Consider the following 26,391-nt stretch of genomic DNA (forward strand, 5'->3'; position numbering starts at 1 on the left):
GAAACTGCATGAGCACCGCAAAACGACACTTTTTCTGGCTAGCGCCAGTGTTGTCTATGCTGATTTCTCTTCCTAGTGCCGCCGCTATTAAACAAACTAAAGGCGATTTCGAAGATAAATTCCGTCAGCTGGACGAAGTTCTTCCTACTCCAAACGTTTACCGCAACGCCGCCGGTGAGCCGGGTCATCAATACTGGCAACAGCAAGTAGATTACGACATTGACGTAAAACTACTTGAAGACAAGCGCCGCATTGAAGCAAGCGAAACAATTACCTACCACAACAATTCGCCAGATACGCTTAAGTACTTGTGGATCCAGCTAGACCAAAACAAATTCCGCGACGACTCAATGTCAGCCCTTACAACTACGTTTGGCGGTATCGGTAACCGTGGGCCAGGTACGCAAGCCGCTAGCGGAGACTCTCCTGCTAAGCTAAGCATGGGTGCATTGCGCCGTCAGCAGTTTGTTGATGACAACGAACTGGGCTATACAATCTCTCGCGTTGAAGATAAAGCAGGTAATGACCTACGTCACACAGTGGTCGGTACCTTAATGCGAGTTGACTTAGCAAAGCCGTTAAAGCCGGGTAGCAAAGTTACATTCGATATCGATTTTGCATTCAATATTGTAGAAGAAGACGCCGTTTCAGCACGTGCAGGTTACGAGCACTTCCCAGATGATGAGCGTGAAGGTGGTAACGACATCTTCTTGCTAGCACAGTGGTTCCCACGTCTGGCTGCCTACACTGACTACGAAGCATGGACCAATAAAGAGTTTATTGGCCGTGGCGAGTTCACACTAGAGTTCGGTAACTACGAAGTAGATATTACCGTTCCTGCTGACCACATCGTATCGTCTACAGGTGTGCTTCAAAACCCGAAAGACGTGTTAACTAAGACACAGCGCGACCGCCTGAAGAAGGCAGAAAAAGCTGACCGCATCGTGTTCATCGTTTCACCAGAAGAAGCCATTGAGAACGAAAAAGAAGGTACCACTGAACTTAAGACCTGGACCTTTAAAGCTGATAACGTTCGTGATTTTGCTTGGGCATCTTCACGTAAGTTCGCGTGGGACGCACGTGGTTATCAGCAAGGCGGTGACACCCAGCCATTAGTTATGGCTATGTCTTTCTACCCGAAAGAAGGTGGTGAGCTTTGGCAGAAGTATTCAACAGAATCAATCATCCACACCATGGATGTTTACAGCCGCTTTAGCTTCGATTACCCCTACCCGGTAGCCCAATCAGTAAATGGCCCGGTTGGCGGCATGGAATATCCCATGATCACCTTCAACGGCCCGCGCACAGAACTTCGTGACGATGGTTCGCGCACGTACTCGCTTGCTGAAAAACGCTTCCTTATTGGCGTGGTTATTCACGAAGTAGGTCATATCTATTTCCCAATGACGGTTAACTCTGACGAGCGTCAGTGGACGTGGATGGATGAAGGTCTTAACAGCTTCCTAGATGGTGTTGCTGGCCGCGAGTGGGATCCAACGATTCCATGGGGCGTAGAGCCACGTGATATCACAGGCTATATGAAGTCTCAGACACAGGTGCCAATTATGACGCAGTCTGACTCTGTACTTCGCCTTGGCCCAAATGCTTACACTAAGCCAGCAGTAGCACTGAATATTCTTCGCGAAACTATCCTTGGACGCGAGCTTTTTGACTTCGCATTTAAAGAATACGCGCAGCGTTGGATGTTTAAGCGTCCTACACCATCAGATTTCTTCCGCACTATGGAAGAAGCGTCGGGCGTTGATCTAGACTGGTTCTGGCGTGGTTGGTTTTACACTACAGACCATGTAGACATTAGTCTGGACAGCGTATACAAGCTGCGTTTAGACACTGAAGATCCAGATATCGATTTTGCTCGCGAACGCGAAGCAGAAATGGAAAAACCAAAGTCACTTACCGATATTCGAAACAAAGAAGAAGGTAAAAAACTTTGGGTAGATCGCTTTGAAGATATCAGTGACTTCTACGACGAAAACGATCGTTACACCGTAACTAACAAAGAGCGTAACAAGTACAAGAAATTCTTGAAAGATCTTGAGCCTTGGGAGCGTAAAGCGTTCGAACGCGCGGTGAAAGAAGATAAAAACTACTACGTGCTAGATTTCAGCAACAAGGGTGGTTTGGTAATGCCGATCATTCTTGAGCTAACGTTTGAAGACGGCACAAAAGAAGAAATGCGCATTCCTGCGGAAATCTGGCGTCGTACACCTAAAGCCGTAAGCAAGCTTATTGTTACCGACAAAGACAAAGAGTTGGTAAGCGTAACGGTTGACCCGCATTGGGAAACTGCAGACGTAGATGTGGAAAATAACCACTACCCACGTCGTATCATTCCTTCGCGTATTGAAGCGTATAAGAATAAACCGCGTAACACTTACGAGTACCGCGACCTTATGCACGACTCAAAGACCGAGCTAAAAACCGACGATGAGGAAAAAGATGACGAATAAGTTATCTTTGACCCGCTTGCAGCAGAGCGCCCACGCTCTGCTTGCCAGCGTAAGTGCATTCGCTATTACGGCTGCGCTACTAGTTAGCGCAATGTCGTACAGCACTGCCGCACAGGCACATCAAATAAAAGCCGCAATTACTACAGTGCTGTTCAACCCTAGAACAGAAAATATTGAAGTGATGCACCGCTTTAATTTGCACGATGCTGAACACGCGGTTAAGGCGTTGTTCGACAAGCACGCAGATATTATGGACGACGTAGAAACGCAGCAACAATTCGCTGATTACGTCGCCCATCACTTTGCGATTTTAAATGCGGCAGGCGAGCCGCTAGAGCTTGCTGATGTAGGTTTTGAAGTTGAAGGTAAACACTTTTGGGTTTATCAGGAAACTGCAGAACCGCCTGTGCTTGAAGGCATTAAAATTCGCCACGATGCATTGCGTGACTTGTGGCCGAAACAGGTGAATACGCTAAATGTAGAAGGCAAGGGTGATATCAAAACCCTGACCTTTGCTGATAGCGTAAATTTGCTGGAAGTAAGCTTCAAAAGCCAAAATAGCGACCATCACTAATACCTAACGGTATAAGTTTATGAAAGCCCACCCGCATTCCTTGTCAAACGGCAGTGATTGCGGGTGGGCTTTTTTGCTCGTGGTGTGAGACCGAAGTCTTATAGTCATTTTTGCATGCATGCACTACTTTAACTGTGGATAGAAACGTTACTGAAAACCAGTTAATGAGGTACATCATGACCAATAGCGCTGCAACACCGTTGCCATCAAAGGTCAATAAATCACAATCAAGAAGCGAGCGTAGCGAACAAAAGATACGTGCAAGAAACGCAGCTCAGAGCGCTGAGCAAGCGGAGAATGCAGAACAATCGCAAAACGCCGATGCACCGAACATCAAGCCAAACAATGCGTTCGCTGATAAGAAGAACATCATGTGGGTGCTCTTAAGTGGCGCTATGGCTCTGACCTTTGTTGTTATGCTGTTTTTGCCAGATACAGGAATGGGCAGCGGACTTATATCCACCTACTCTGCCATGCTTTGGTGTGGATTCTTTGGTGCTGCGCTTTGGCGTTACAGAGCGGCAAGTGGTTGGGCAGGGTTTGCTTATGGAAGCGTAGTTGGGCTAGTGATTCAATTTATTTCACAACTAATATAGATTGAGCCGACTATTTTACCCAGTTAAGTTGCATAGACGGCTTAACAACAACTTGTTTAAAAATCGGTAAAGAAAGCGCCAAGATCCCTGGGATTTAACCATTTCTTTCCAGTGTTCGTAAATTACAGCCTCACCCCCCTCTTAAATCAGATCTTGTCAAGTAAGGGTCTGATTTATGGCGCTTTCTTTAGATAAATATTCCTAATGAAAAACAAGTTACTTTGCATATGCAGCCGATCCAGATGCGCTGCCTGAAAGTATAACTAGCAAAACACCAAATACTTTTTTAGGTTATTGTTTAAGCGCTAGACAACAAAGCATTGCCCCCTCGGTCGTCAATAAAACAGAGTGAGTCTATGGCAGATAAGCCCAACAAGTCAGCTGAATCACCACAGCGTTCTAGTAAAGCGGTGCCGTCATCACGCTTATCACGTATAGGGCGCTTAGGCTCCTTGGCGGGCAAAATTGCAGGAAATGTAGTGTCGCAAGGTGCGGGGCAACTGCTAAAAGGTGAAAAGCCCGTATTGTCCTCTTTGCTTTTAACACCAAAGAACATCACCAATATTGCAGATCAACTTGCCAGTATGCGTGGCGCAGCCATGAAACTTGGACAGCTTATTTCAATGGATGCGGGAGATTTTCTCCCCGAAGAGCTTGCTGCAATTTTGGGGCGCTTACGGGATGACGCAGACCCTATGCCTAAAGATCAGTTAATAGCCACGCTGAATCAGTCTTGGGGTGAAAAATGGCAAGACGATTTGCTCTACTTTTCCTTCGCGCCAATTGCCGCAGCTTCTATTGGTCAAGTACACAAAGTCATTACTATGGACGGGAGGATGTTAGCAGTCAAAGTACAATATCCCGGTGTGAAGAAAAGTATTGATAGTGATGTGGATAATGTAGGGACGCTTATCAAGATAACCGGTCTAGTACCTAAGTCATTAGCCATTGATCCGCTTTTACAGGAAGCGAAAGCGCAGCTTCACCAAGAAGCCGATTATGTCCGCGAAGCTGACATGCTTAATCGCTATCACGCATTGGTTGAAGGTACTGATATTCAATTTGAAGGGCACTCTGCATTCGTTATTCCGCAAACCTATGCGCCGCTTACCACCAGCACAGTGCTAGCGATGGACTTCATTGAAGCACAAAATTTAGATGTATTGTTGGACGAGCCTCAAGAAGTCAGAGACGCCGTGATGAGCGCGTTAATGGCCCTATTTTTCAATGAGGTTTTTAACTTCAAACTGCTGCAAAGCGATCCGAACTTAGCCAACTACAAATTCAAACCCGATACGAAAGAAATTGTACTATTAGATTTTGGTGCAACACGGGAAATACCTGACACCATTGCAACGCAGTACCAAGCGTTATTGAACAGCGCAGCAACCCGCAATAAAGAGATGATGCAACAGGCGGCATTGAAAATTGGGCTAATTGATGAAAGCCACTCTGAAATGCAAATTGAAATGGTCGTGGATATTGGTATGGAAGCCTGTGAAGCCATTCGCTGCAACGGTGCTTATGACTTTGGAGAGAGTGATCTTATTGCAAGGCTTCACGAGAAAGGGATGGCGCTTACAATGGAGCACAACTTCTGGCATACGCCGCCAGTTGATGCCTTATTTATACACAGGAAGCTAGGGGGATTGTTTCTTTTAGCAAAACGACTGAAAGCCAAAGTAGATATGCGAAAAGCAGCCGCCCCGTGGCTTACACGCTAAAAAGCTGACACTACCCACACTAGTGCCCTTAATAAGGCAAATCCATGCTAAAAGGTAACGCCATTTGCTCTTTGCTTTTCGGTGGGTTTCCAATCATTTCATCGTAAGGCGTATCGTGCTTCATCACCGCCCGGCTCACGTTACAATGTGCAAACGCCTCTCGAATATGTCCCGCACTGAAAAAGCGCATGGGCTTGTCTTTGTTATCGTAGAGCATTCCACTGTGATTACCGACGGTGAGATAAACTAAATAGACATTCATCTCGTAAGACTGAACTTCTAAGTAATCAATCGTTGTAGGCTTATCTTCAATATCCCGAAAATAAAACTTTTGCATCTTCTACCTCATGAACCTGCATACATTTCACGCCCCGCAATTTTCTTATAAACAGTAGGAGGGGCGAGAAAGTAGAATGTATACGCTAGGCGAGGTTTTCAGGTTCATTAGTTAGGGCAAGAGGCGGGCGATGATTTTTGTGTCTCACTGCATTGGCAAGAACAAACAAAGACGCAAAAGAGAAGGCGCTGTAAAAAAATGCTGCCGTACCCATGCCAGATGCTATCCAAAGTAAAGGAAATACAAGCAACCTAGGGCCTTCAACCGCAAGGGCTACTTTCGCTTTAGAAAGTATAAAACCATTTTGTATACTCATAACAACCACAGTCGCCACAGCAATGAGCTGGTGCTGGGTTGATAGAACATTAATATTTAAAAGTAGATAAAGTATTACACCTAGCATTATTGCGTGCTGCATAATGCTGTAGCGTTTAACCGCTTTGTGCAATTTGGGATGGTATTGTCTAAATTTGCTCACGCTAACTATCCTGTAAGGGTACATTCAACGAAAAGACTCGTTTGTGAAGCCCGATTTTTTTCTAATTTTTATAAATAACAACGAGCTAGTTTGTTTTTTCTGAGTCGTTGATCAACACATTAGTACACAAACCTCTAATTGTTAAACAATTGTTTATTATTATTTTTAGAATTCATGATAACTGATGGAGTGATAGTGGAAAAATAAGGGTTTTCCACTAAATTTTGGATAAAAAGAAATCGAAAAGTGGCCTTTTATCGTTAAAAAGGTGTTTTAAATAAGGAATTTACACTCAAAGGGAACATTTCTCTTGATTGATTTTCTAATATTGGGTGTTATCTCTGGTAGTATTATCTTATGGATATTTTTGTAGCGGAGTCATTATGAGCGAATCGTCGGAAAAGAAATCGTTAGGCCCACACTTCATTATTGTAGGCATTCTTCTTGTTGTTATTCTGGCTGTAGTGTTTTGGCCCAGCGACGAAGAACCCGAGCCTGTAGTTAATCCCGAAGCCGAAGTGACAGAACCAGAAGTAACGGCGCCAGAAGAACCTGAAGTATTTGAGCCTACGCAACCCGCACCGACTGTAGAGCTTGAAGAGAAGGACGATGTAGAACCGCTTCCAGAGCAAGTTGAGCCTGATCCGGAGCTACTTGATACTAGTGACCCAGCTGTAAAAGCCTCACTTATTGAAAGCTCGTCTGCAGGCGAAGAAACCGTAAACCGAATGCTGGTAGATGAAGGCCTTATCCAACGTTTTGTGGTTTCAGTTACTAATCTAGCGAATGACGAGATGGCACCTAACCATCAGTTACTTACGCCTCCAGAGCAGAGTTTCCGCGTATACTCTCAAGCGGGTAAACAGTGGATAGATGCTGCAAGTTATAAGCGCTATACACCGTATGTGGATATGCTGGAATCATTCAATAATGAAGCGCTACTTAACATCTACGGTATTTATAAAGGCGACATTCAAGCTAAATATGCAGAGATTGGAAATCCAGACCAAGACTTCAACAGCGTTTTGTTAGAAGCTATTGATCAGCTTCTTGATACACCTGAAGTACCAGTTCCTGTTGAAGTGTACACCGACTCTGTAGCGTATAAATATGCTGATGATCGTTTGGAAAACCTTAGTGAGCCACAAAAACAATTGCTTCGCACAGGTCCAGACAATATGCGCCGCATTAAAGCGAAACTTCGCGAACTAAAAGTATTGGTTGAAGAGCGTGGATCTAACTAGATTCCAACAACAGCTAAAGGGCACGTCGTCAAAAACGCGCCCTTTGCCTCCGGTTGATAAGTGGAACCCTGATTTTTGCGGCGACATAAATCTAACCATAGCTCTCGATGGCAGATGGTTTTACGAAGGTAGTCCTATTGGACGCGCAAGCCTTGTTCAGCTATTTGCCTCTGTGTTGAAGCGTGAAGACGACAAGTACTTCTTAGTCACCCCCGTTGAAAAAGTGGGAATAACTGTCGAAGACACGCCATTTATTGTTACCCAATGGCGAAAAGAAAAAGACGACACGGCGAGCGGTGATACCTATATATTCACCACCCAAACAGACGACATCGTACGATTAGAACATTCGGATCAGCTTGAGCTTCGCGTTCCCCCCAAAGCAATCCAAGATCCTCAGGCCACCGCCATTCCCTATCTACGCGTTCGCACAAACCTGTGGGCGAGGCTGCATCAAAACGCCTACTATCAACTACTTGAACAAGCCGAAGAGCAACCAAGTAAATCAGGTACGCAATTTACCATTCAATCAAACGGCGTAACGTTTGTACTAGGGGAAGTTGATCACCAGTCCAACTAGGGCTCTTTCCTTTATATTTTTAAGTATTCGGCGAATAAATGTTATTCATCACTAATAATTTGCCGTTGACGGCGCTTTATTTTGCGTTCTGTGACTGACTGCATTACATTCGATATAGTCTATAAAACAACCAACAAGAAGACCTATATCATGAACAAGCCGTTGATTACGCTGGCTATTGCCAGTGCCTTACTTTCATCACCCTTTTCTACTAAAGCCGACACGCTTATACATGCCGGGAAAGTGTTTACTGGTACATCAAAAAACCTACAGGAAAATGTCACCATTGTGGTGGAAGACAATAAAATCAAGGCGGTTAAAAAAGGGTTTGCTGAAGCCCAAGAAGGCGACACTGTCATCGATTTAAGGTCGTCAACCGTTATGCCTGGACTGATGGACATGCACGTTCATTTATCGTCGCAGCACGGTGGGCCACAAACGTATCTGGAGCGCTTTTCACTTAATGAAGCCGACTATGCATTACGTGCGGCGAACTACGCTAAGATTACGCTGGATTCAGGTTTCACCACGGTTCGTAATTTAGGGGATGGTTACAACGAAACGGTTGCGCTAAGGAATGCTATTAGTAAAGGCTATGCTACAGGTCCGCGAATCTATACCGTTGCCAAATCTATTGCCACTACAGGCGGACACGCCGATCCAAGTAATGGCTTATCTCATTTACTTCGCCCAGACGTAGGCCCTAAGCAAGGTGTGGTTAATGGCGAAGCTGAAGCCCGTGAAGCAGTAAGAACTCGCTACCAAGATGGTGCGGACTTAATCAAGATCACCGCAACCGGCGGCGTATTGAGCGTTGCTAAAAGCGGCCAAAACCCACAATTCATGACCGATGAATTAGAAGCAATTGTTGAAACTGCAAAAGACTACGGTATGACAGTGGCGGTGCACGCGCATGGGAAAGAGGGCATGAAGCGGGCTATTGAAGCCGGTGTAGATTCTATCGAACACGGTACTTATATGGATGACGAAATCCGCAAATTAATGAAGAAGCACGGCACCTACTATGTACCAACGATACTGGCAGGAAAGTTCGTAGCAGACAAAGCCAAAATTGATGGCTTCTTTCCGGAATTGGTGCGCCCGAAAGCTGCAGCCATTGGCCCGCTTATCCAAAATACCTTTGAACAAGCACATAAAGCAGGCGTAAAAATTGCTTTTGGTACAGACAGTGGTGTATCAGCCCACGGCGACAATGCGCAAGAGTTCTCATTAATGGTTGAAGCCGGTATGAAGCCTGCCGACGCGCTGCTAAGTGCCACCGTGAATAGCGCGAATTTACTAGGTATCAGCGATATTCTTGGCACGCTGGAAGAGGGTAAGTTGGCTGATATTGTCGCGGTTCAAGGCAATCCGCTTGACGATATATCGCTTATGGAAAGCGTGTCTTTTGTGATGAAAGACGGAGTCGTTTACAAGCAGTAGAGAAAATAAAGTGGTAGGGATTACATGGAACTAGGTAAAAAGGTTAAGCACAAAACCAAAAAACTTGTCGATTCTAAGCATATGTTAAAGGGCATCACTCTTGCCTCATTTTTAGAATCAACCATTGTTCCCATACCACTAGAAGCCGTAATGGTGCCACTAATGCAAGCAAGACGAGAGTCGCTTTGGCAAATTGCATTGATGGCCACCATAGGCTGCGTGATTGGCGCAGTCTTCGGCTATGCTCTTGGCTATTATCTTTTCGATATGGTTGGTCAGTGGCTTATAGATACTTTTTTCAGCCAGGAACAATTTGATAATGTTAAACAGCAAATGCAAAACCAAGGATTTTGGTTTGTAATGACTCTAGGTATTGCCCCAATTCCGTTTCAGGTTGCTATGCTTGCAGCAGGGGCTACCCAATATTCACTCCCGCTTTTTCTTTTAGCCACTGTCATCGCACGTTCAATTCGCTATTTTGGCCTTGCAGTTGTGGTCTATTACACAGGAGACAAGGCAGAACAGTTAATTAAACGCTACAAAATGAGAGCGGTTATCGCTATCACAGCTGCGGTGCTTCTAATATGGTGGCTGTCAAATTTACTCAGCCAGTAAACCTAAATTCCCTTGCTTTATATACGCTTACCAATGGGGTAGGCGGCAATTCATAATAAATGGAACCCAAATTTTAAATTAACATGATAGATTTTTTGAACTTTACATTTGATAATGATTCTTATTTGCACTAGTGTTATAAAAAAACAGGAGGTGCTTATATGAATGTTCAGCGACTGTGCCCGGTTTACAGAAAGTGGCTACAGCTAAACCCTTCAAATGCGAGACAGCATCGCTATGCTATGCAAGCGCAGACGCAGCAGGCCCATCAACAGGGTAAATTGGATTACGCTAGAGAATTAGGTTATCAGACCTTTGAAGCGGCGAAGGTTATCCTTAACGCGCTGCAGCCCACATCATCGCAAAAGGTTAGCGTGGTACAAGAGGACGTACTCGCGTTTGGCACTATGGGCATGTACTTATCTTCTTTGCTAGCTCAAGAGCACAAAAAACAAGAGTCTCATGCAATTTTGCAGGAGTGCCAACAGCAGTTAATTGCCATATTACCTTTGCATGCCACTAATCCGTCTGTATGTAAGCTGATAGCCGCCATTCAGCACACGGTTGAGCAAACCTATGAACCTCAAAATAGCAGGCAGCTCGCGTCTGCTGCCCTGCATTAAATCAAACAGTTGAAGGAGCGAATGATGATGTCGAAACAAATCTCAAACGAAGACGGCTTTGTCTCTTTAAGCGTAAGAGCATCTGTACTTCAAGAAATGCTTAAAGGTGAAGTTCTCCACATGACAGACGTTCACTGCAATTGTGCGCATAGCAAACGTACGCTTCAAAGCTTGCTTTTACAAGCCGTTGCAGACAGTTCAGAACGTTAATCTGAAACGCTAGCTTGTAAGCGCAGAATACAGACAGGCGCAAAACGGAACATAACTTGATACAGGATAAGTCACTATATCGTTTTTGTTTTGCAATTAAGCTATGAGAGGGCACCGTGGAACTTTCGTCTAAATGGAAAGAGATAACCGCTAGAGCGGGATATAGCGCCAAAACAGTCATGTACGTTATGCTTGGTGTCTTCATTCTTACATCTGTATTTACAGCGCTAAACCGTGAAAAAGCCTCTCAGTCCAATGTCTTTATTACACTTAAAGAGCAACCACTCGGGCAAATTTTTCTAGGAGTTCTTGTTTTCGGCCTAGTGTGTTATGCCTGCTGGCGTTGGCTACAGATTTTTATTGCCGACAAATCAGACGACGACAGTTTGTTCATTCACATTATAAATAAGCTGTTCTTCTTGATATCAGGCGCGTTCTATTTTGTTGCTGCTTACGCAGGGGGTAAAACCTTATTAGAAGTACAAAGTAGCTCTTCATCCCAAGGTAGTGGAAAGAAGGTGAGTGAATTTCTAATGCAATACGAATGGGGGCTATTGCTTGTGGCCGCAATCGGGCTTTGCATCATTATATTTGCCGTTGTCCAGTTCAAACATGCTTACACTGCAGACTTTTTACAGAAGTTTTCACTACACGCTTTAAATCAGCGTATTAGCAAGAGTGTGAAAATAACTGGTCGCCTGGGGTATACCGCAAGAGGGGTCGTTTATTTCTTAGTAGGTGGTTTTTTTATTCTTGCTGCCATATTAAGTAACCCATCGCAAGCAGGTGGATTACAAAAAGCACTAGAAACTCTAATGGAGCAGCCCTTCGGCCCTTATCTCATTGCCGCCGTAGGCGCAGGCTTTGTTATGTTCGGTCTTTATTGTGCGCTAGAAGCGAAATACAGAAACGTAGAGTAGAAACTTAAATGAAAGGCGCTAACAGCCTAAATTTGAAAGATAAAAAGGCGCTTAAGCGCGCCCTTTCTTAATAACGTATTGGTAAGGCATAGTCTCAGTTTGAGACGCAACCAGCGTATGCTCCATAAAGCGGCAAAAGCTAGGAATATCTCTGGCCGTGGAAGGGTCATCGGCTGTCACCGACAGAGTCTCTCCATCGGCCAGCTTTCGAATATTCAGACGCACCATCATTACAGGCTCAGGGCAACGAAGTCCTAGTGCATCTAAATGCTGACTGGCTGCGCTGAATACGCTCTCAAAATCAGATGCCATAGTTTTCACGGTAGGTGTTAATGGCGCCAATTTCGCTTTCAAAACCGCCTTTCTCAGTCAGATAAGCTACCACATCGGCAAGCGATACAATAGAGATAACCTGAGTGCCAAAATCGCGCTCCACTTCTTGAATGGCTGACAGTTCGCCATTACCGCGCTCTTGTCTGTCTAGCGCAATCAGTACGCCAGACAAGCTAGCCTGCTGCTGCTCGATTAAGGTCATCGACTCGCGAATTGCCGTACCCGCCGTGATCACGTCATCCACCAGCATAACCTTACCTTCTAGCGGGCTGCCAACCAGATTGCCGCCTTCTCCGTGGGTTTTCGCTTCTTTGCGATTGAAGCAATAAGGCACGTCTAGGTTGTGGCTATCGGCAAGCGCTACAGCGGTAGTTGTAGCAATAGGAATGCCCTTATAAGCTGGACCGAAAAGTACATCGAACTCGACGCCTGCGTCCATTAGCGCGTCAGCGTAAAAACGCCCTAACTTAGCCAAATCGCCGCCGCGATTAAACAAGCCTGCATTGAAAAAGTACGGGCTAACGCGGCCTGACTTTAAAGTAAATTCGCCAAATTTCAGTACGCCACGCTCAATGGCAAACTCGATAAAATCACGCTGAAACGCTTTCATGATGACCTCTTAATTTCTAATTTACGCGTTGCTTCTAATTACGTTTCGATGACTCGCTTACGCTAGCGCCGCTTTTTGAATGTCGAACAATTCACGTAAGCCGTGCTTACCAATTTTAAGCATTTCGTCGAGCTCTTCAAACGAGAACGGTTCGCCCTCTGCAGTACCTTGAACTTCAATCAGCTTACCGGTTTCGGTCATTACGATGTTCATGTCTGTTTCTGCCTCAGAGTCTTCGGTGTACTCAAGGTCAGCGATTGGCGTACCTTCGTAAATACCCACAGATAGGGCAGCAATCATATGCTTAAGCGGGTTAGTTTTGATAATGCCTTTTGCACGCATATAAGTAAGTGCATCAACAAGAGCCACACACGCACCGGTGATTGACGCTGTGCGCGTACCGCCATCAGCCTGAATTACGTCGCAGTCTAACGTAATGGTGTTTTCACCTAGTAGCTTCAAATCGACCGCCGCGCGTAGTGAACGAGCAATTAGACGCTGAATTTCCAGCGTGCGGCCGCCTTGTTTACCGCGCGCGGCTTCACGGCCGCTTCGCGTATGAGTAGCACGTGGCAACATGCTGTACTCAGCCGTAATCCAGCCCTTACCTTGTCCCTTCATAAAACGAGGCACACCCTCTTCTACCGTCGCATTGCATAACACCTTAGTGTTACCGAACTCTACAAGAACAGAGCCTTCTGCGTGACAAGTATATTGGCGAGTAATAGTAACAGGGCGAATTTGACTGGCGGTTCTGCCGCTTGGACGCATAGTGTTCTCCACAACGTAAGTGCTTAAAAAAGAGTAGCGTTTACAGGTTTTTCTGGCGATGTGTGAGCAAATAGCCCAATACGCTGTGAAAACCTATCGATTCGATGAAGCTACGAAATTGCGCCTAAGTATAACGCAATACCCGTAGCCGTTAAAAACGAACTTTACATGTTTGCTTATCGAATTACGTAAATGTGCGCTAATATACAAATTACAAGAAATCCTGCCGGGGATATTAACGTATACAACACGACGTTCGGGTTGTTTTTGCAGGCTTTCAGTTAAATTTAAAGGATATGTATGATTTACAGCATGACAGCGTTTGCACGCGTAGAAACGAAAAAAGAGTGGGGCTCAGCCGTATGGGAAATACGCTCGGTCAACCAACGATTTTTAGAAACCTACTTTCGCCTTCCGGAACAATTCCGGTCATTGGAACCAGTTTTACGTGAACGTTTCCGCAAGAAGCTGGCGCGAGGCAAGGTGGAATGTGCGCTACGTTTTACCGCGAACGATGCTGCTGTAACCAAGCTAAGCTTAAACGAAGAGTTGGCGAAACAAGTGCTTCACGCCGCTGACTGGGTACAATCCCATGGCCAATCCACGGGTGTAAACCCACTAGACGTTTTGCGCTGGCCTGGCGTAATTGCCGCTGAAGAAGCCGACATGGATACTATTCACGGTGATGTTATGGCGGCGTTCGACCAAGCATTAAACGACTTTATCAGTGCCCGTGCTACCGAGGGTGAAGCTCTTAAAGGTATGATTACGCAGCGCCTTGATGCCATTGAAGTTGAAGCAGAAAAAGTAGCCGCGCGTATGCCTGAAATTATGGTGTGGCAGCGAGAAAAAGTGCAGGCGCGCTTTGAAGAAGCAAAAGTAGAGCTAGATCCGGGTCGCTTCGAACAAGAAATGATCATGCTTGCGCAAAAAGTCGATGTTGCCGAAGAATTAGATCGCCTAAATGCTCACGTAAAAGAAACCCGCAACATACTTAAAAAGGGTGGGGCTGTAGGTCGTCGCTTAGACTTTATGATGCAGGAGTTCAATCGTGAGTCGAACACCTTAGGCTCAAAATCTATTAATACGGACATCACCCAATCAGCCGTTGAACTTAAGGTGTTGATTGAGCAAATGCGCGAACAAATTCAGAATATTGAATAAGTTAGCCTTTAACAGTTTTTTATCTACCTAAAAGGCTGGTGCCTTCAAATGTTGCGTGCAGCTTTTGAGAGGTAGCAAAATAGCCCCTAAGTGGTGACTGCTGTCACCACTTACTTCCTGCTTTATTCAAACCTATTTTTTGCGAATTGTTTGAAATGCTTAAAATAAGTAATTTAGCTCGAAACGATACTCGTTGTACGAGCCGTCGTACTTAACTCCACCTAAGTTCGCGCGTTGAATGTCACCTTGTGCATCAACGAATCCAAATCTAAATCGCGCGTGAAGCTTTTCAGTTAGTTGTTTTACTAAATCAATATGAATGACGTCACTGTCGGCAGGAACATAGTCTTTACTATCATCAAAGTCTTGGATTGCGTAACGCGCCAATACTTTCACATTGTTTAATGGCCCTGGTGTCGTAAACTGATAGTCAATTCTTACCATAAACGTTTTGGTGTTAGCCCACCAGTTGACCTGCCCCATAGCACGGCTGTATCCACCGGTAGGAAACCCTCTAAATGGTGCGATAATATCTGCTTCGTCTGCCACTTTAGAGAATCCCAAACGCAGTTTAAAAGCGCTTTTCTTAAAATCTACCCGTGCGTTAAACAAACCGCTGTCCAGACTAGCAGGGTTCTGGTATCCGAATCCACCAGCTCGACCTTCGCCGCTTAGGCTAGCTACGTCCATGTTGGTATTCAAATCATCATATTGATTGATATAGCGAACACCCGGAATAATCGACCATTTATTCGCAAGTTTGAAAGTATAGTTCGCCTCAGCGCCAATGGTATAAAACACATCCGGTACTGCGGTGTAGTTTAAGCGTAAATTCCAATTATCGAATGAACGGTTATCGACCTCAGCAACAATTAACTCGTTATCTGTACCCACCAAGTCTGAAGTCAAACTTCGGTTGGCGCCGGAGTCGTCGTTTTGCTTAAAGCCATCCCACGCTATAACATCATGACTGCTTGTGTGATCACGCAGTGACTGACGAGTAAAATATCCTAGCTTGAGCGTTGTATCGCTAATTCCCCAATGGGTGATACTAATGCCATCAAAAACATTAGGGATCATTTTTGTATCATTTGATGCAGTCAGCATACTCTCAAATAACTGCCTACCTGCTGAAATTGACGTGTCTGCGACATCATACTGCAAATAAGCTTCCCCAATTTTACTTATCCCGAAATCCCCCCCACCAATGACTTTGTTGCGATCGAAAGTATCCTTTCCCGCTCGAACCAAGGTTACATCATCCCTATCTTCTCTGAACAAATCAGGACTCTGAGTTGTGTAAAGACCAAGCGTTGCACTCAAGCCATTGAACGGTGCGGTCTTAAAAATAACGCTACCTCCAAAGCCATTAGCGCGGTTGTCTTGTCGAGATGCCGTCTCGTTTTTTTGGTCCCAATAAAATGTGTTCGACCGCAAACGACCATAAGCTACCCCGTTAGTGAATACTTCAGAGAAATTAGTCGCTGGTTTCGGGTTAACATGCCAATTCAACGTCATATCGCCATTTAGCGTTCGTTTTACCGGCGAGTTACTTTCAGCGTCGGCCTTAACATTTGCACTGGCGAGAACAAGAAAAAGGCATAAACTTCCTTTGCTAAGGATGAAAGGTTTGTGAACATAACTGCTATTTAGATTATCCATCGGGTAAACCTGTTTTAAATGGTCGCTTAGTGTGCAAATTAGGGGTTAGTAGTGTCGATTCTCCTTCCGAGCTTATTAATACCGGAATAACTATCTCAATTGCGCAGAGATACCAGCTTTTTATGTCAGATTCACATAAATCAAAAACACATAATACAGATAAAAATATATTAATTTGCGTGAAACCGAAAAGAAAACAGGGAAATAAGAGCTGCCAGACAAAACGTTTAAACAACAGTTTTGTATAGCAACGTCTTATGTCATTACCTTAAATACTGCGTTAAGAATGACTGGTGTGGAGGGAGATTAGCTACGTGGTTATCCACTTGTTGCTTGAGTCCTGCCATAAACTGCCTAAGAGACTGTTCACTCATTTCGTCGGCAACGCGATGATACTGTTTTGGTGTCATACCTTGACCCATTAGCACCTGGGTCCAAGAATCGACGCGAAAAATATCTCCGTCATCTAAAAATACACGGCCAGATTCAGCAAACAAATCCAGTTTATGCTTAAGAGAAGACGGGATGTCCATGCGTTGACACTGCTGCCAAAAAGGGCTGTCCTCACGCTGTGTCACTTTGTAATGCATAACAATGAAGTCGAGTATCGCCGACATTTCGCTATCAAACTTATTATTGTATTCGTCGATTGCGCTTTGGGTTATGCCATCGAAAGGGAATAGGCGCATTAAGCGTATAAGGCCTGTCATGATAAGATGAATACTGGTCGACTCTAAAGGCTCAATAAAACCACTGGATAGCCCTAGCGCCACGCAGTTTTTATTCCAACCGCGCCTGCGTTTTCCAGGAGTAAAACGAATCACTCTAGGCTCATTAATGGGGGCGCCTGTCACCTGCGATTTAAGCGTATCTATGGCGTCTTCATCGCTCATAAATCGGCTACAAAATACCAATCCATTTCCCATTCTTTCTTGAAGAGGTATTTGCCAGCGCCAACCGGCCTGATGTACCACACTTTTGGTGTATGGCACGGGCGGAGCAGTAAGCTCAGTTTGCATGGCTACAGCCCTATCGCAAAATAGATAGTGTTGCCAATCGTCGTATCCGGTGTGAAGGGCTTGCTCAATAAGCAGACCTTTAAAGCCGGTACAGTCTATAAAGAAATCACCATCTATGGCTTCACCGCTTGCTAGTTGAAGACTCTGGATATTGCCTGTTTGCGGGCAAACAACCACATTTTCTATGTCACCTTCCCTATGCATTACGCCAGCGTCGCACGCCAAAGACTTTAAAAATCGTCCATAGGCGACGGCATCAAAGTGATAGGCAAAGTTAAGCGGCATGGATTCTGATGTAGCGAACTTGCTCTGCTTAGCGGCAATAAGTTCAGGGCAATAGTCACCGAATTCACCACCAAACCCGTACTCTTTTGCCCTTAGCCAAAAATGGTGAAACTCTCCTGCCCAGCATTCTCTTCCGGTAATTCCAAAGGAATGGATATAGCTATGACCTTGTTCGCGCCAATTCTCAAACTCAATGCCAAGTTTAAACGTAGCTTGTGTAGCGCGCATAAATGCTTTTTCGTCGATGCCCAGTAACTTGTGAAATGTTCTTATAGGGGGAATAGTCGCTTCGCCTACGCCTACAATTCCAATATCTTTTGACTCGACTAGCGTAACGTTTATTGATTTACCCAGAAGTCGTGACAGCGCCGTAGCCGCCATCCACCCTGCAGTACCGCCACCAGCAATGACTACGTTTTTAACGGGCGTTTGACTATTACTGCTATCTAAACCCGATACGGTCATAAGAAGCGTCCTTTTTTTGTGAAGTGCTGTTTTTACTTACCTCGGAATCATTATTAGTTGAGGAAGATACAGGTTGATCAGTCTGGCTTTCAGAGGGCGAATGTGGATGATGTTTATGCTGATTGGTTAACTCGTTGTAACGTCTTGCAATATCGTTGAGCAATGCGTTGTTGGACGGTAGGCCGTGTAAATATTGTTGCTTTGTTTGCTGTAGCGATTCGCGAATGTGCAAGACTTTACGCTTATCTTCTTCGCTTAGGCGAAGTGCCGATGACGAAGTAGAAAAGCCCATACCGTATAGCACAAATTGATAACTGGCAGAGGGGAAAATCTCCTCATTCTCAATGAGATCTAGCCGAGAAGGGCTTTGATACTTCCACAGTTCAAGCAGCTCAGAAAGGGAGTCAGGAATTGAAGCCTCGTTTCTTTGCGCTAACCAATACGCCTCTTCCCTATCGCTTAGTACATAGTGCAGTTTTAAAAAGTCGATAACTCGCTGCCAGCGATATTCAAAGCGCTTGTTGTAGCGTTTACTGACTATTTCCATATGTGCTTTATTTTGCGGATAGGCTTCACACAGCATGCGTAAGCCAAGTTCGACCATCGCAATAGCTGATGCTTCTAGCGGCTCAACGAACCCCGAAGACATGCCTAAGCTTAAACAGTTTCTAACCCAAAACTGTGCTCTGTAGCCAGGATCAAAAGAGAGTGTACGGCATGAAAACTGTGCATCTCGTGCGCCAGGATAGCGTTCACTAACATAGTCGATAAGCGTCTGTTTTGCCTGCTCTTCACTTGCATATTCAGACGAGTAAACTAACCCAACACCACGTCGATGCTGTAACGCAATATCCCAAGTCCATCCGCAGGTTTGCGCAGTAGCCACTGTGGTGCTTTTTATTACACTGTCATTATCTGAATACGGCACCTGCAGCGCAACCGCGCGATCATTGAGCATAGTCTGCTTAACCGGTACCCAGGGAATATTAAAGTGTTCCTTGATAAGCAAGCCGCTGCTGCCAGAGCAGTCGATAAATAGGTCGCCAACTACTTTTTGCCCGTCTTCAGTTAAAACGCTCTCAATGTCGCCATTAGGGTGTGGATTAACACGGGCAATATGGCCAACAAGGTAAGCAACATTTAACTTGCTTACACAATGTTTTTTCAACAATTCGGCAAGCTTTGTAGCGTCGAAGTGATATCCGTAATTGAGCACATGAGCGTAGTCGGGCGTTGCTACTTGTTTTGGCGCTTTATCCGCTCTACACATCACAGCTTGTAATGAAAACGCATCTTCGTATGACGTATTGGGCGCGAGTTCTTGCCAACAAGTATGAGTATCAAGTTCGTTGTACCCTGTTGGAACGGTAAATGGATGGTGATAGCAGTGCCCGCCTTTACGCCAATTAACAAAGCTGGAGCCTTGCTTGAACGCGCCCTGACAAAGGGTTAAGAATTCAGTTTCACTAATGCCGATATCAAGAAGGGTGTCGCGCAGTGATGGCCAAGAGCCTTCACCAACACCTATGGAGGGAATATTAGGAGATTCGATAAGGGTAATGGTGTGTTTCGCGCTTAGTTTTGCGGCTAGCACTCCAGCTGCAAGCCATCCTGCGGTGCCGCCACCGACAATGACAACCCTGTGCATATTGCCATGACTGTCTTTATCACTCATACGCTAAAACCACGATAATTTCCAAAGCACTACCACTAAATTATTTAATCTGATTACTGTTTACTATTCACACAGCACTATGACAAAAAAACCCGCTAAAGCGCAACCCTAAGCGCTTTAGCGGGTAAACACACCCCAATCTTTAGAATGTATATCTGGCGCTTAACGCATATCTTGCGCCATATTCATCTAAGTTCCACAGCATAGCGCTGGTTCTTCCATGTCGGCGAATATTCTCTTCCGTGATATTGATACCTTCAAAGGCCACCGTTAAGTCTTCGGTTATGTCGTAGGAAATACTCAAATCAATTTGTGAGTACGCTTCGGTATAACCCGGCTCATTGATGTACTGAGAAGTAGTGTCTAAGAACTTGTCTCGCCAGTTGTATGCAATACGTGCCTGTAAGGCGTCTTTTTCGTACATTAATACAAGGTTTGCAGTATCACTTAAGCCAACCAATGCGAATTGTGTAATAGATGGGTTCGCATTGTTATCAAAACCGATATCCCCAGTAACCGTTGTATAGTTTGCCTGTACACCAAAGCCACTTTCACCAAAGAAGTGCTGTGCAGCTAGCTCGAAACCATAAATATTTGCAGCTTTATTGTTTACGGGTTTAGAGTTGATGAAAGTCAGCAACGGATCATCGCTGTTTGGCAATATATCGAATTGCTGCTCAAACTGTTCATCGGTGAGTGAATCATAGTCAATGCCATTTTCTAAGGCGGCAACCATGTTAAATAAAGATGTGTCGCTTACTGGAATACCACGAGCTTCCAATTCGGCCAACGCTTCTTGTGCTCGTGGTCCATTGGTTACATCACGCAAGCCAAATACATTTTCTTCTACCTGCTCATCACCAATGAAGTTTTTCACTCGCTTGTCATAGAAACCAATCGACACATAGCTTGTTTCTTCGAAGTAGTACTCAAACGATAGATCTAGGTTATCGGACTCAAGTGGAATAAGTGTTGGATTACCTGAACTTGCCGTCGCCGTAGTGGCAGTACCTATAAGGGTAGGGAAGCTCTGCGGCGACACGGTCGATGCAGCGCTTAACCTATTATAAGTTGGTCGAGCGATAGTTTTGCTGTAAGAGAAACGAGCAATCATGTTTTCCACAAGCTCTATGTCAAAATCGAACGCAGGTAATACGTGATCGTAACTAGATTTAACTTCCACGTCTTCCATTTCGCTACCAAAGCGCACGTTGAAATCGTTGTTACCTTCCCATGCAATACCGCTAGGCAAACTTATGTTCGCAATTGATGTAACATCTGTATTTTCATAGCGCACGCCAGTAAGAAGGTTATACTCCATGCCATTCAACTCGCCCGATAAATCGAACTCAAAGTAAACAGCGGTTATATCTTCTTCAATGGTGCGATTCGTAGCAAACGGGTTGTTAGCAACTAAGTCAAAACCATACTGCTGTGCTGCAAATGCGCCTATTTCAGCCACGCTCCCGGTGAAGCCCTGAGAGAACATCCCCTCAGTATTGAAATCGCTAAACTCACTCGCCAAATCCAGTGGTGTTAAAGAACCAGCAGGCAGCTCACCCGGGTTCTCTATTCCCCAGTTGCCCATGGTGTGACGGGTTAGGGATTGGAGCGATGTACTCTCCATTGAACGTGACTCAATACCAAAGTTTATGGTTCCAGTATCCATAACGTAAGACCCATCAAGACGAGCTTGGGTAATCTCGGTATCTTGCGACGAAAAATTCATGTCTAGTATTGACGTACCTACATCATCTTGGTCAAGTACGCCATTACCGTTTAGGTTGTCTCGAGCGGCATCGTCGAAATCGACGAACATAATAGGGAAGTCGCCTCTAAAATCGACACCTTGCCCTCTGACCACGTTTGCACCTAAACCAAGGTTTGTCCACGTTCCATAGGGCGCATCGGGACGGCCTTCCGCCGTAGAGTTGTGAAGGTCAAAGATTAACGTCAATTCATCGTTAACTAAGTATTCTAAATTCAAACCAATCGATTTATTTTCATTAACTTGGTTTAGTTCCTGAAGTGCTAAACCTAGGTCACGAGGCAGTAAATCTCTACGTTCCTGAGTGATTAATACCGGTGTCTTTACTGCTTCGTCGTCAAAGGTCAGTTCCGCAAAGTACCGGTCATCCATCCAAATTGACTGTTCAGCTCGCGCTTCAAACAGGTCCTGCCTTGAATACGTGTAATCTAGCGTGGCCGTCATCTTTTCCGACGGGGCAAACTGGAATGTTAGCTGTGCATTGGTTCTATCACGCTCGCGGTCTGCCATGTAGTAACGTAAATCAGATGGAATGCCGTAAAGCTGCCCAATAGCGGGTGCGTTGTTCAACACAACAGGGTCGCCACTATTTGGATTCGACGGATCAGGAGATTGCGGTACCGTGCCATCAAATGGATTGACTCTCCACTGGTTAACAAACGCACCTTGCGCAGCACTATCCCGTTGTTGGAATGAACCAGTAAACGTGACACCAAAGGTATTGTCGTCATTGAGGTAATTGATAAAGCCCGATACTTCTGGCGTTACGTCATCACCCACGCGGTTAGTAGTATCATGCAGTGCCTTAGCGCCAACGCTTGCAGTAAAACCGTTGTCTGCTGAATCGAAGGGTCTGGCTGTTTTAATATTAATTGAAGCGCCAATCCCGCCTGTCGCGATGCTCGCTCTGCCAGTCTTGTAGACTTCTACTGCTCTTACACTTTCAGAAGCTAGATCAGAAAAGTCGTAAGCTCTAGAGTTCGCGACACCGCCACCACCAGGTAATGCGGAGCCAGGCATCGTACGACCATTTAAGGTAACCATATTGTAATCAGGACCGAATCCACGAGCGGTAACCTGGTTACCTTCACCATTGTTTCGGTTTATCGAAATACCAGTGATACGCTGGAGCGATTCCGCTAAGTTGGTATCTGGAAATTTACCTATATCTTCCGCTGAAATGGCATCGACAACACCTGCTGAGTCTCGCTTAATCCCCATCGACTTTTGCACACTGCTTCGAATGCCTGATACCTGAATAACTTCTATGTCTTTTTCTGCTTCCTGTGCCGCCGCAGGTGACATAACGCCACTGCTTAATGCGGTCCCGAGTATTAATGACAAGCTTGCTGCGATTTTGCTTTTACGTGGTGTTGTCTGTGTCACGGTCTATCTCTCTTTATTAGTGGCTTTTATGTGTGTTGTGAACCTTAGGCGCCATCAGAAAGGGCTTTCCCAAAGAGAAGCTAGAAAACCCGCACAAAAGAAAGCGCTTTCCGAACATTAATTCAACAAAAGTTTAATATCAACACATTTTTTACAATTAATTCACAGCACTTTATTTTAAGAACGGAATGAATCGCGTCAAAAAATACATTTTATTTATTAATTTCATAAAGATATGAATATAAGAGTAAAAGGATAACTTTTTATTCGAATGCCTAAAGAATTGATCAACCTCTATTTTCATTAACGATAAAATGACATTTATTTGAGAAAGCGCTTTCTAATTGTTTTTTATTTGTGCTATAACCGCTCTGTTATTTCAGATTTCACATGCGACACGACAAACACGGAAACTACGCACAGTTAGAAAAAAGGTTATCTACTATGAACAGCATTTCGCTACCTGCTGGCAGTCCCTTGCTTAAGAAGTCATTCCTTTATGGAACTGCCACATCAAGTTTTCAAATAGAAGGGGATGTGGATAACCGTCTCGAATGTATTTGGGATAGGTTTTGTAAACAGCCTTCTGCTATTGCAGATCACTCAAATGGCGATATTGCTTGTGAGCATATTGTTCGGTGGAAAGAAGATTTCGACATATTGTTAGATTTAGATGTGGATGCCTATCGCTTCTCAATTTCTTGGCCGCGGGTCATGACACAAGAGGGTGAGTTGAATCCGCAAGGCGTTGCCTTTTATAAGACGTTAGTTAAAGCTTTAAATGAAAAAGGGATTAAGGCGTTTGCAACGCTTTATCATTGGGATCTCCCTCAACACCTAGAAGATAAAGGTGGATGGCTTAACCGACAAACCGCTTATGCATTTGAAGACTATGTAGACAAAATCAGTCAGGCGCTCGGAGAAGACGTATATTCTTACGCGACATTCAATGAGCCTTTCTGCAGCGCTTATCTTGGGTATGAAATAGGCGTACATGCCCCTGGCAAAACGGGTAGAAAATATGGGCGTACTGCAGCTCATCACATACTGCTAGCGCATGGACTGGGTATGCAGGTGCTCAGAAAAAATGTACCAAACAGTGAAGCGGGCATAGTGTTGAATTTTACGCCATGCTACTCCGCGACGCAGAAAACAGATGACCTGTTAGCCACCCGCAAAGCAGACGAATATATAAATCAATGGTATATACAGCCGGTAATGGAAGGGCGCTACCCTGAAGTATTATTTGATCTAGACGAAGCAGACAGGCCGCCAGTCGAAGATGGAGATATGGAGATAATATGCCAGCCGCTCGACTATCTGGGTGTTAATTTCTACACTCGGTTACATTATTCAGCCCCTCGAGAGAAAAACGCACTGTATTATGAGCATTCCCATCAAGGGCCACTTACTGATATTGGCTGGGAAATTTATCCCAAGGCGCTTTACGATTTGCTTACGTCGCTGAATGAGCGCTATACGTTACCACCCATTTTTATTACTGAAAATGGCGCAGCGATGGCGGATAAGCTTATCGATGGTGAAGTTAACGACGTCGACCGCGTTTCTTACTACCATACCCATTTAAACATGGTGCATGACGCCGTATTAGCCGGCGTGAAAGTGAGCGGTTACTTCGCTTGGAGCCTTCTTGATAACTTTGAATGGGCTGAAGGTTATGCAAAACGTTTCGGATTAGTTTATGTGGATTTTGATACGCAAGAGCGTACCCTTAAACTCAGCGCCAATGCCTATAAGGCACTTATAGCAAGTCGAAAATAACAATGGTAGGACGAGCAATGAACCATAAGCTGACATTAAAAGAAAAAGTAGGTTATGGGATGGGTGACGCAGCGGCCAATTTAGTGTGGCGGGGCGCACTGGCCTATTTGGCGGTATTTTACACCGATACATTTGGGATAACAGCCGCTGCCGCAGCCATGTTGTTTCTTGTAGTGCGCCTTTCAGACGGAGTCACCGATATCATCATGGGGATGATTGCGGATAGAACTCAAACCAAAATGGGTAAGTTTCGCCCTTGGATTTTAGGCTCTACACCGTTTCTAGGGCTATTTATGGTCCTTTGCTTCACTACACCAGAGCTCTCATATTCAGGCAAGCTCATTTACGCCTATCTAACCTATATTGGGTTAACCTTGGCGTATACGGTTAACAATGTGCCTTATTCCGCGTTAATGGGTGTGATGACCAGTGATGACAGAGAGCGTACAAGCCTGTCAGGATTTCGCTTTGCGGGAGCATTCTTTGGAGGACTTCTGGTTATGGGATGCTTGCCTATGCTGGTGGACTCGCTAGGTCAGGGAAATAATGCCGTTGGATACCAGTACACTATGTGGCTTTTTGCCACACTACTTGTCGTGTTGATGTGCGTTACCGTATTTACTACGAAAGAGCGCGTGACATTCCAACAAATACCCCAGTCTTGTAACACGTTAAATGGTATAACGCACAACGGATCAGAGAATCAGCAATTAACTGGACGTCGTTCGTTGTCATCTGAGCTTATCGATTTAGGAAAACAGCTACCGTTAATACTGGTACCTCTGTCAGCGATAACCGCCTTTTTTTACTATCGAGACCTACTAACAGGGGCAATCTTCATTGCTGTTATGGTATTTACTACGTTAGCAATAAGGCGGCTAACGCGCCGACCAGAATCCCAAAATTCTCGCTCCCAGCAGGATATTATCGACCTGCTTTCAAACAAGCCCTGGCTTATTTTATTAGGAATGGGCTTTTTAACTATGATGTTTAACGGTATTAAATATGGCGTTATTGCTTATTATTTTAAGTATTACATGGGAAATGAGTTGCTCACAGGCTACTTTTTCATAGCTCTGCTGGTGGTCTCCATTTTTGGGGCACTAGCCACGTCGAAATTAGCAAGTATGTTTGGCCGCAAGAGGCTCTTTATCATCGCACTGCTAGCAAGTAGCGTGTTGACGTCTGGTATTTACTTTGTTCCTCAAGGAAATATAAGTGGGATATTCATATTAGGATGTAGCGCCGAATTTTTTGCAGCTATTTTACCTACGTTGTTTTTCTCTATGCTTGGTGACTCGGCGGATTACAGCGAATATAAAACAGGTCGAAGAGCAACAGGGCTTGTCTATTCTGCAGGCTCGTTTGTTCAGAAAACCGGAGGCGGCTTTGCAGGGGCGTTAGTGCTATTGGTCTTAGGAAGTTATGGCTACAATGGCCTTGATCTCAATACCATTAACCAGACCCTTCCCGGTATGAAATCCTTAATGAGTTGGATTCCTGCGTTATTTGGCTTTGCGGGTGCGGCGCTTATCTGTCTGTACCCTTTAAATGACGAAAAACAAAGAGAAGTCACGCAAGCATTGCTCACTCGACGTAGCGCACAGGCGCCGATAACGGCATAATACAATCAGTTAGAGTGATTGTTTTAAAAAA

The 26,391-nt window shown here is 44.9% G+C and carries 23 protein-coding genes; 14 read left to right on the plus strand and 9 right to left on the minus strand.

Going from position 1 to position 26,391, the window contains the following annotated elements; translation table 11 throughout:
- Positions 1-8: 8 nt before the first annotated feature.
- The 4 genes from BGK61_RS01690 to BGK61_RS01705 all read left to right on the plus strand — a co-directional run bounded on the left by BGK61_RS01690 (position 9) and on the right by BGK61_RS01705 (position 5,365).
- On the plus strand, positions 9-2,471 hold the full coding sequence (locus tag BGK61_RS01690; RefSeq protein WP_015000114.1) for a M1 family metallopeptidase: 2,463 nt from the start codon (positions 9-11) through the stop codon (positions 2,469-2,471).
- Positions 2,461-3,045 (plus strand): DUF6702 family protein, encoded by a 585-nt coding sequence (locus BGK61_RS01695; RefSeq protein WP_015000115.1) that lies wholly within the window; start codon positions 2,461-2,463, stop codon positions 3,043-3,045. The genes BGK61_RS01690 and BGK61_RS01695 overlap by 11 nt, the downstream gene beginning before the upstream one ends.
- A gap of 176 nt (positions 3,046-3,221) precedes the next feature.
- On the plus strand, positions 3,222-3,641 hold the full coding sequence (locus tag BGK61_RS01700) for a hypothetical protein (RefSeq protein WP_015000116.1): 420 nt from the start codon (positions 3,222-3,224) through the stop codon (positions 3,639-3,641).
- Between the two features lie 356 nt (positions 3,642-3,997).
- The gene (locus BGK61_RS01705; RefSeq protein ID WP_015000117.1) at positions 3,998-5,365 is read left to right on the plus strand and encodes an ABC1 kinase family protein; all 1,368 of its coding nucleotides are present in this window, start codon (positions 3,998-4,000) and stop codon (positions 5,363-5,365) included.
- A gap of 28 nt (positions 5,366-5,393) precedes the next feature.
- Here the strand turns inward: BGK61_RS01705 and BGK61_RS01710 are convergent, their stop codons facing one another.
- Positions 5,394-5,702 carry a DUF6482 family protein gene (locus BGK61_RS01710; RefSeq protein ID WP_015000118.1) on the minus strand — a complete coding sequence of 103 codons (309 nt, stop codon included), beginning with the start codon at positions 5,700-5,702 and terminating at the stop codon, positions 5,394-5,396.
- Positions 5,703-5,787: 85 nt separating this feature from the next.
- Positions 5,788-6,180 carry a hypothetical protein gene (locus BGK61_RS01715; protein WP_015000119.1) on the minus strand — a complete coding sequence of 131 codons (393 nt, stop codon included), beginning with the start codon at positions 6,178-6,180 and terminating at the stop codon, positions 5,788-5,790.
- Between the two features lie 383 nt (positions 6,181-6,563).
- Here BGK61_RS01715 and BGK61_RS01720 point away from each other — a divergent pair, with 383 nt between their 5' ends.
- The 7 genes from BGK61_RS01720 to BGK61_RS01750 all read left to right on the plus strand — a co-directional run bounded on the left by BGK61_RS01720 (position 6,564) and on the right by BGK61_RS01750 (position 11,815).
- Complete coding sequence (locus tag BGK61_RS01720; RefSeq protein ID WP_015000120.1) at positions 6,564-7,424, plus strand: DUF3014 domain-containing protein; 861 nt, start codon at positions 6,564-6,566, stop codon at positions 7,422-7,424.
- Entirely contained in the window at positions 7,411-8,004 is a 594-nt protein-coding gene (locus BGK61_RS01725; RefSeq protein ID WP_015000121.1) for a DUF1285 domain-containing protein, read from the plus strand. Before BGK61_RS01720 ends, BGK61_RS01725 begins: the two co-directional genes overlap by 14 nt.
- 150 nt (positions 8,005-8,154) lie before the next feature.
- On the plus strand, positions 8,155-9,447 hold the full coding sequence (locus BGK61_RS01730) for an amidohydrolase family protein (RefSeq protein ID WP_015000122.1): 1,293 nt from the start codon (positions 8,155-8,157) through the stop codon (positions 9,445-9,447).
- A 24-nt stretch (positions 9,448-9,471) separates the two neighbouring features.
- Complete coding sequence (locus BGK61_RS01735; protein ID WP_015000123.1) at positions 9,472-10,062, plus strand: YqaA family protein; 591 nt, start codon at positions 9,472-9,474, stop codon at positions 10,060-10,062.
- Positions 10,063-10,223: 161 nt separating this feature from the next.
- Positions 10,224-10,685 carry a hypothetical protein gene (locus BGK61_RS01740; RefSeq protein WP_015000124.1) on the plus strand — a complete coding sequence of 154 codons (462 nt, stop codon included), beginning with the start codon at positions 10,224-10,226 and terminating at the stop codon, positions 10,683-10,685.
- A 27-nt stretch (positions 10,686-10,712) separates the two neighbouring features.
- A complete protein-coding gene (locus BGK61_RS01745; protein WP_232298237.1) occupies positions 10,713-10,895 on the plus strand; it encodes a hypothetical protein in 183 nt (60 codons plus the stop codon).
- 116 nt (positions 10,896-11,011) lie between these two features.
- Positions 11,012-11,815, plus strand: a complete 804-nt coding sequence (locus tag BGK61_RS01750; RefSeq protein WP_076011996.1) for a DUF1206 domain-containing protein — start codon at positions 11,012-11,014, stop codon at positions 11,813-11,815.
- Between the two features lie 51 nt (positions 11,816-11,866).
- On the opposite strand, the gene tusA is transcribed toward BGK61_RS01750, so the two are convergent.
- The 3 genes from tusA to rph are packed head-to-tail and all read right to left on the minus strand — an operon-like array spanning position 11,867 to position 13,529.
- Positions 11,867-12,127, minus strand: a complete 261-nt coding sequence (tusA, locus tag BGK61_RS01755; protein ID WP_015000125.1) for a sulfurtransferase TusA — start codon at positions 12,125-12,127, stop codon at positions 11,867-11,869.
- On the minus strand, positions 12,117-12,758 hold the full coding sequence (gene pyrE / locus BGK61_RS01760) for an orotate phosphoribosyltransferase (protein WP_015000126.1): 642 nt from the start codon (positions 12,756-12,758) through the stop codon (positions 12,117-12,119). Before pyrE ends, tusA begins: the two co-directional genes overlap by 11 nt.
- Positions 12,759-12,815: 57 nt before the next feature.
- A complete protein-coding gene (gene rph, locus BGK61_RS01765) occupies positions 12,816-13,529 on the minus strand; it encodes a ribonuclease PH (protein WP_014951432.1) in 714 nt (237 codons plus the stop codon).
- A gap of 300 nt (positions 13,530-13,829) precedes the next feature.
- On the opposite strand from rph, the gene BGK61_RS01770 reads away from it, so the two are divergent.
- Positions 13,830-14,693 (plus strand): YicC/YloC family endoribonuclease, encoded by an 864-nt coding sequence (locus BGK61_RS01770; RefSeq protein WP_076025995.1) that lies wholly within the window; start codon positions 13,830-13,832, stop codon positions 14,691-14,693.
- A 159-nt stretch (positions 14,694-14,852) separates the two neighbouring features.
- On the opposite strand, the gene BGK61_RS01775 is transcribed toward BGK61_RS01770, so the two are convergent.
- The 4 genes from BGK61_RS01775 to BGK61_RS01790 form a co-directional block, all read right to left on the minus strand.
- A complete protein-coding gene (locus BGK61_RS01775; protein ID WP_083648666.1) occupies positions 14,853-16,355 on the minus strand; it encodes an OprD family outer membrane porin in 1,503 nt (500 codons plus the stop codon).
- A gap of 263 nt (positions 16,356-16,618) precedes the next feature.
- The gene (locus BGK61_RS01780) at positions 16,619-18,124 is read right to left on the minus strand and encodes a tryptophan halogenase family protein (RefSeq protein ID WP_076011400.1); all 1,506 of its coding nucleotides are present in this window, start codon (positions 18,122-18,124) and stop codon (positions 16,619-16,621) included.
- Positions 18,102-19,799 (minus strand): tryptophan halogenase family protein, encoded by a 1,698-nt coding sequence (locus tag BGK61_RS01785; RefSeq protein WP_076011399.1) that lies wholly within the window; start codon positions 19,797-19,799, stop codon positions 18,102-18,104. The genes BGK61_RS01780 and BGK61_RS01785 overlap by 23 nt, the downstream gene beginning before the upstream one ends.
- Positions 19,800-19,941: 142 nt before the next feature.
- Positions 19,942-22,872: a TonB-dependent receptor gene (locus tag BGK61_RS01790; RefSeq protein WP_015000130.1), complete on the minus strand. Its 2,931-nt coding sequence runs from the start codon at positions 22,870-22,872 to the stop codon at positions 19,942-19,944.
- A gap of 525 nt (positions 22,873-23,397) precedes the next feature.
- Between BGK61_RS01790 and BGK61_RS01795 the strand changes: the two genes are divergently transcribed.
- Together BGK61_RS01795 and BGK61_RS01800 are read left to right on the plus strand one after the other, a co-directional pair.
- Positions 23,398-24,735: a GH1 family beta-glucosidase gene (locus tag BGK61_RS01795; protein WP_076011398.1), complete on the plus strand. Its 1,338-nt coding sequence runs from the start codon at positions 23,398-23,400 to the stop codon at positions 24,733-24,735.
- Between the two features lie 17 nt (positions 24,736-24,752).
- Positions 24,753-26,360 carry an MFS transporter gene (locus BGK61_RS01800; RefSeq protein WP_015000132.1) on the plus strand — a complete coding sequence of 536 codons (1,608 nt, stop codon included), beginning with the start codon at positions 24,753-24,755 and terminating at the stop codon, positions 26,358-26,360.
- Positions 26,361-26,391: the final 31 nt, after the last annotated feature.

Source organism: Alteromonas abrolhosensis, from assembly GCF_001953635.1.
GTDB classification, from domain to species: domain Bacteria; phylum Pseudomonadota; class Gammaproteobacteria; order Enterobacterales; family Alteromonadaceae; genus Alteromonas; species Alteromonas abrolhosensis.

Bases quoted from the DNA above. Each gene is read 5' to 3' on its own strand.
- BGK61_RS01690 (WP_015000114.1), top strand. From the start codon at position 9: ATGAGCACCGCAAAACGACACTTTTTCTGGCTAGCGCCAGTGTTGTCT.
- BGK61_RS01695 (WP_015000115.1), top strand. From the start codon at position 2,461: ATGACGAATAAGTTATCTTTGACCCGCTTGCAGCAGAGCGCCCACGCT.
- BGK61_RS01700 (WP_015000116.1), top strand. From the start codon at position 3,222: ATGACCAATAGCGCTGCAACACCGTTGCCATCAAAGGTCAATAAATCA.
- BGK61_RS01705 (WP_015000117.1), top strand. From the start codon at position 3,998: ATGGCAGATAAGCCCAACAAGTCAGCTGAATCACCACAGCGTTCTAGT.
- BGK61_RS01710 (WP_015000118.1), bottom strand. From the start codon at position 5,702: ATGCAAAAGTTTTATTTTCGGGATATTGAAGATAAGCCTACAACGATT.
- BGK61_RS01720 (WP_015000120.1), top strand. From the start codon at position 6,564: ATGAGCGAATCGTCGGAAAAGAAATCGTTAGGCCCACACTTCATTATT.
- BGK61_RS01730 (WP_015000122.1), top strand. From the start codon at position 8,155: ATGAACAAGCCGTTGATTACGCTGGCTATTGCCAGTGCCTTACTTTCA.
- BGK61_RS01735 (WP_015000123.1), top strand. From the start codon at position 9,472: ATGGAACTAGGTAAAAAGGTTAAGCACAAAACCAAAAAACTTGTCGAT.
- BGK61_RS01740 (WP_015000124.1), top strand. From the start codon at position 10,224: ATGAATGTTCAGCGACTGTGCCCGGTTTACAGAAAGTGGCTACAGCTA.
- BGK61_RS01745 (WP_232298237.1), top strand. From the start codon at position 10,713: ATGTCGAAACAAATCTCAAACGAAGACGGCTTTGTCTCTTTAAGCGTA.
- tusA (WP_015000125.1), bottom strand. From the start codon at position 12,127: ATGGCATCTGATTTTGAGAGCGTATTCAGCGCAGCCAGTCAGCATTTA.
- pyrE (WP_015000126.1), bottom strand. From the start codon at position 12,758: ATGAAAGCGTTTCAGCGTGATTTTATCGAGTTTGCCATTGAGCGTGGC.
- rph (WP_014951432.1), bottom strand. From the start codon at position 13,529: ATGCGTCCAAGCGGCAGAACCGCCAGTCAAATTCGCCCTGTTACTATT.
- BGK61_RS01770 (WP_076025995.1), top strand. From the start codon at position 13,830: ATGATTTACAGCATGACAGCGTTTGCACGCGTAGAAACGAAAAAAGAG.
- BGK61_RS01775 (WP_083648666.1), bottom strand. From the start codon at position 16,355: ATGGATAATCTAAATAGCAGTTATGTTCACAAACCTTTCATCCTTAGC.
- BGK61_RS01780 (WP_076011400.1), bottom strand. From the start codon at position 18,124: ATGACCGTATCGGGTTTAGATAGCAGTAATAGTCAAACGCCCGTTAAA.
- BGK61_RS01785 (WP_076011399.1), bottom strand. From the start codon at position 19,799: ATGAGTGATAAAGACAGTCATGGCAATATGCACAGGGTTGTCATTGTC.
- BGK61_RS01790 (WP_015000130.1), bottom strand. From the start codon at position 22,872: ATGTCACCTGCGGCGGCACAGGAAGCAGAAAAAGACATAGAAGTTATT.
- BGK61_RS01795 (WP_076011398.1), top strand. From the start codon at position 23,398: ATGAACAGCATTTCGCTACCTGCTGGCAGTCCCTTGCTTAAGAAGTCA.
- BGK61_RS01800 (WP_015000132.1), top strand. From the start codon at position 24,753: ATGAACCATAAGCTGACATTAAAAGAAAAAGTAGGTTATGGGATGGGT.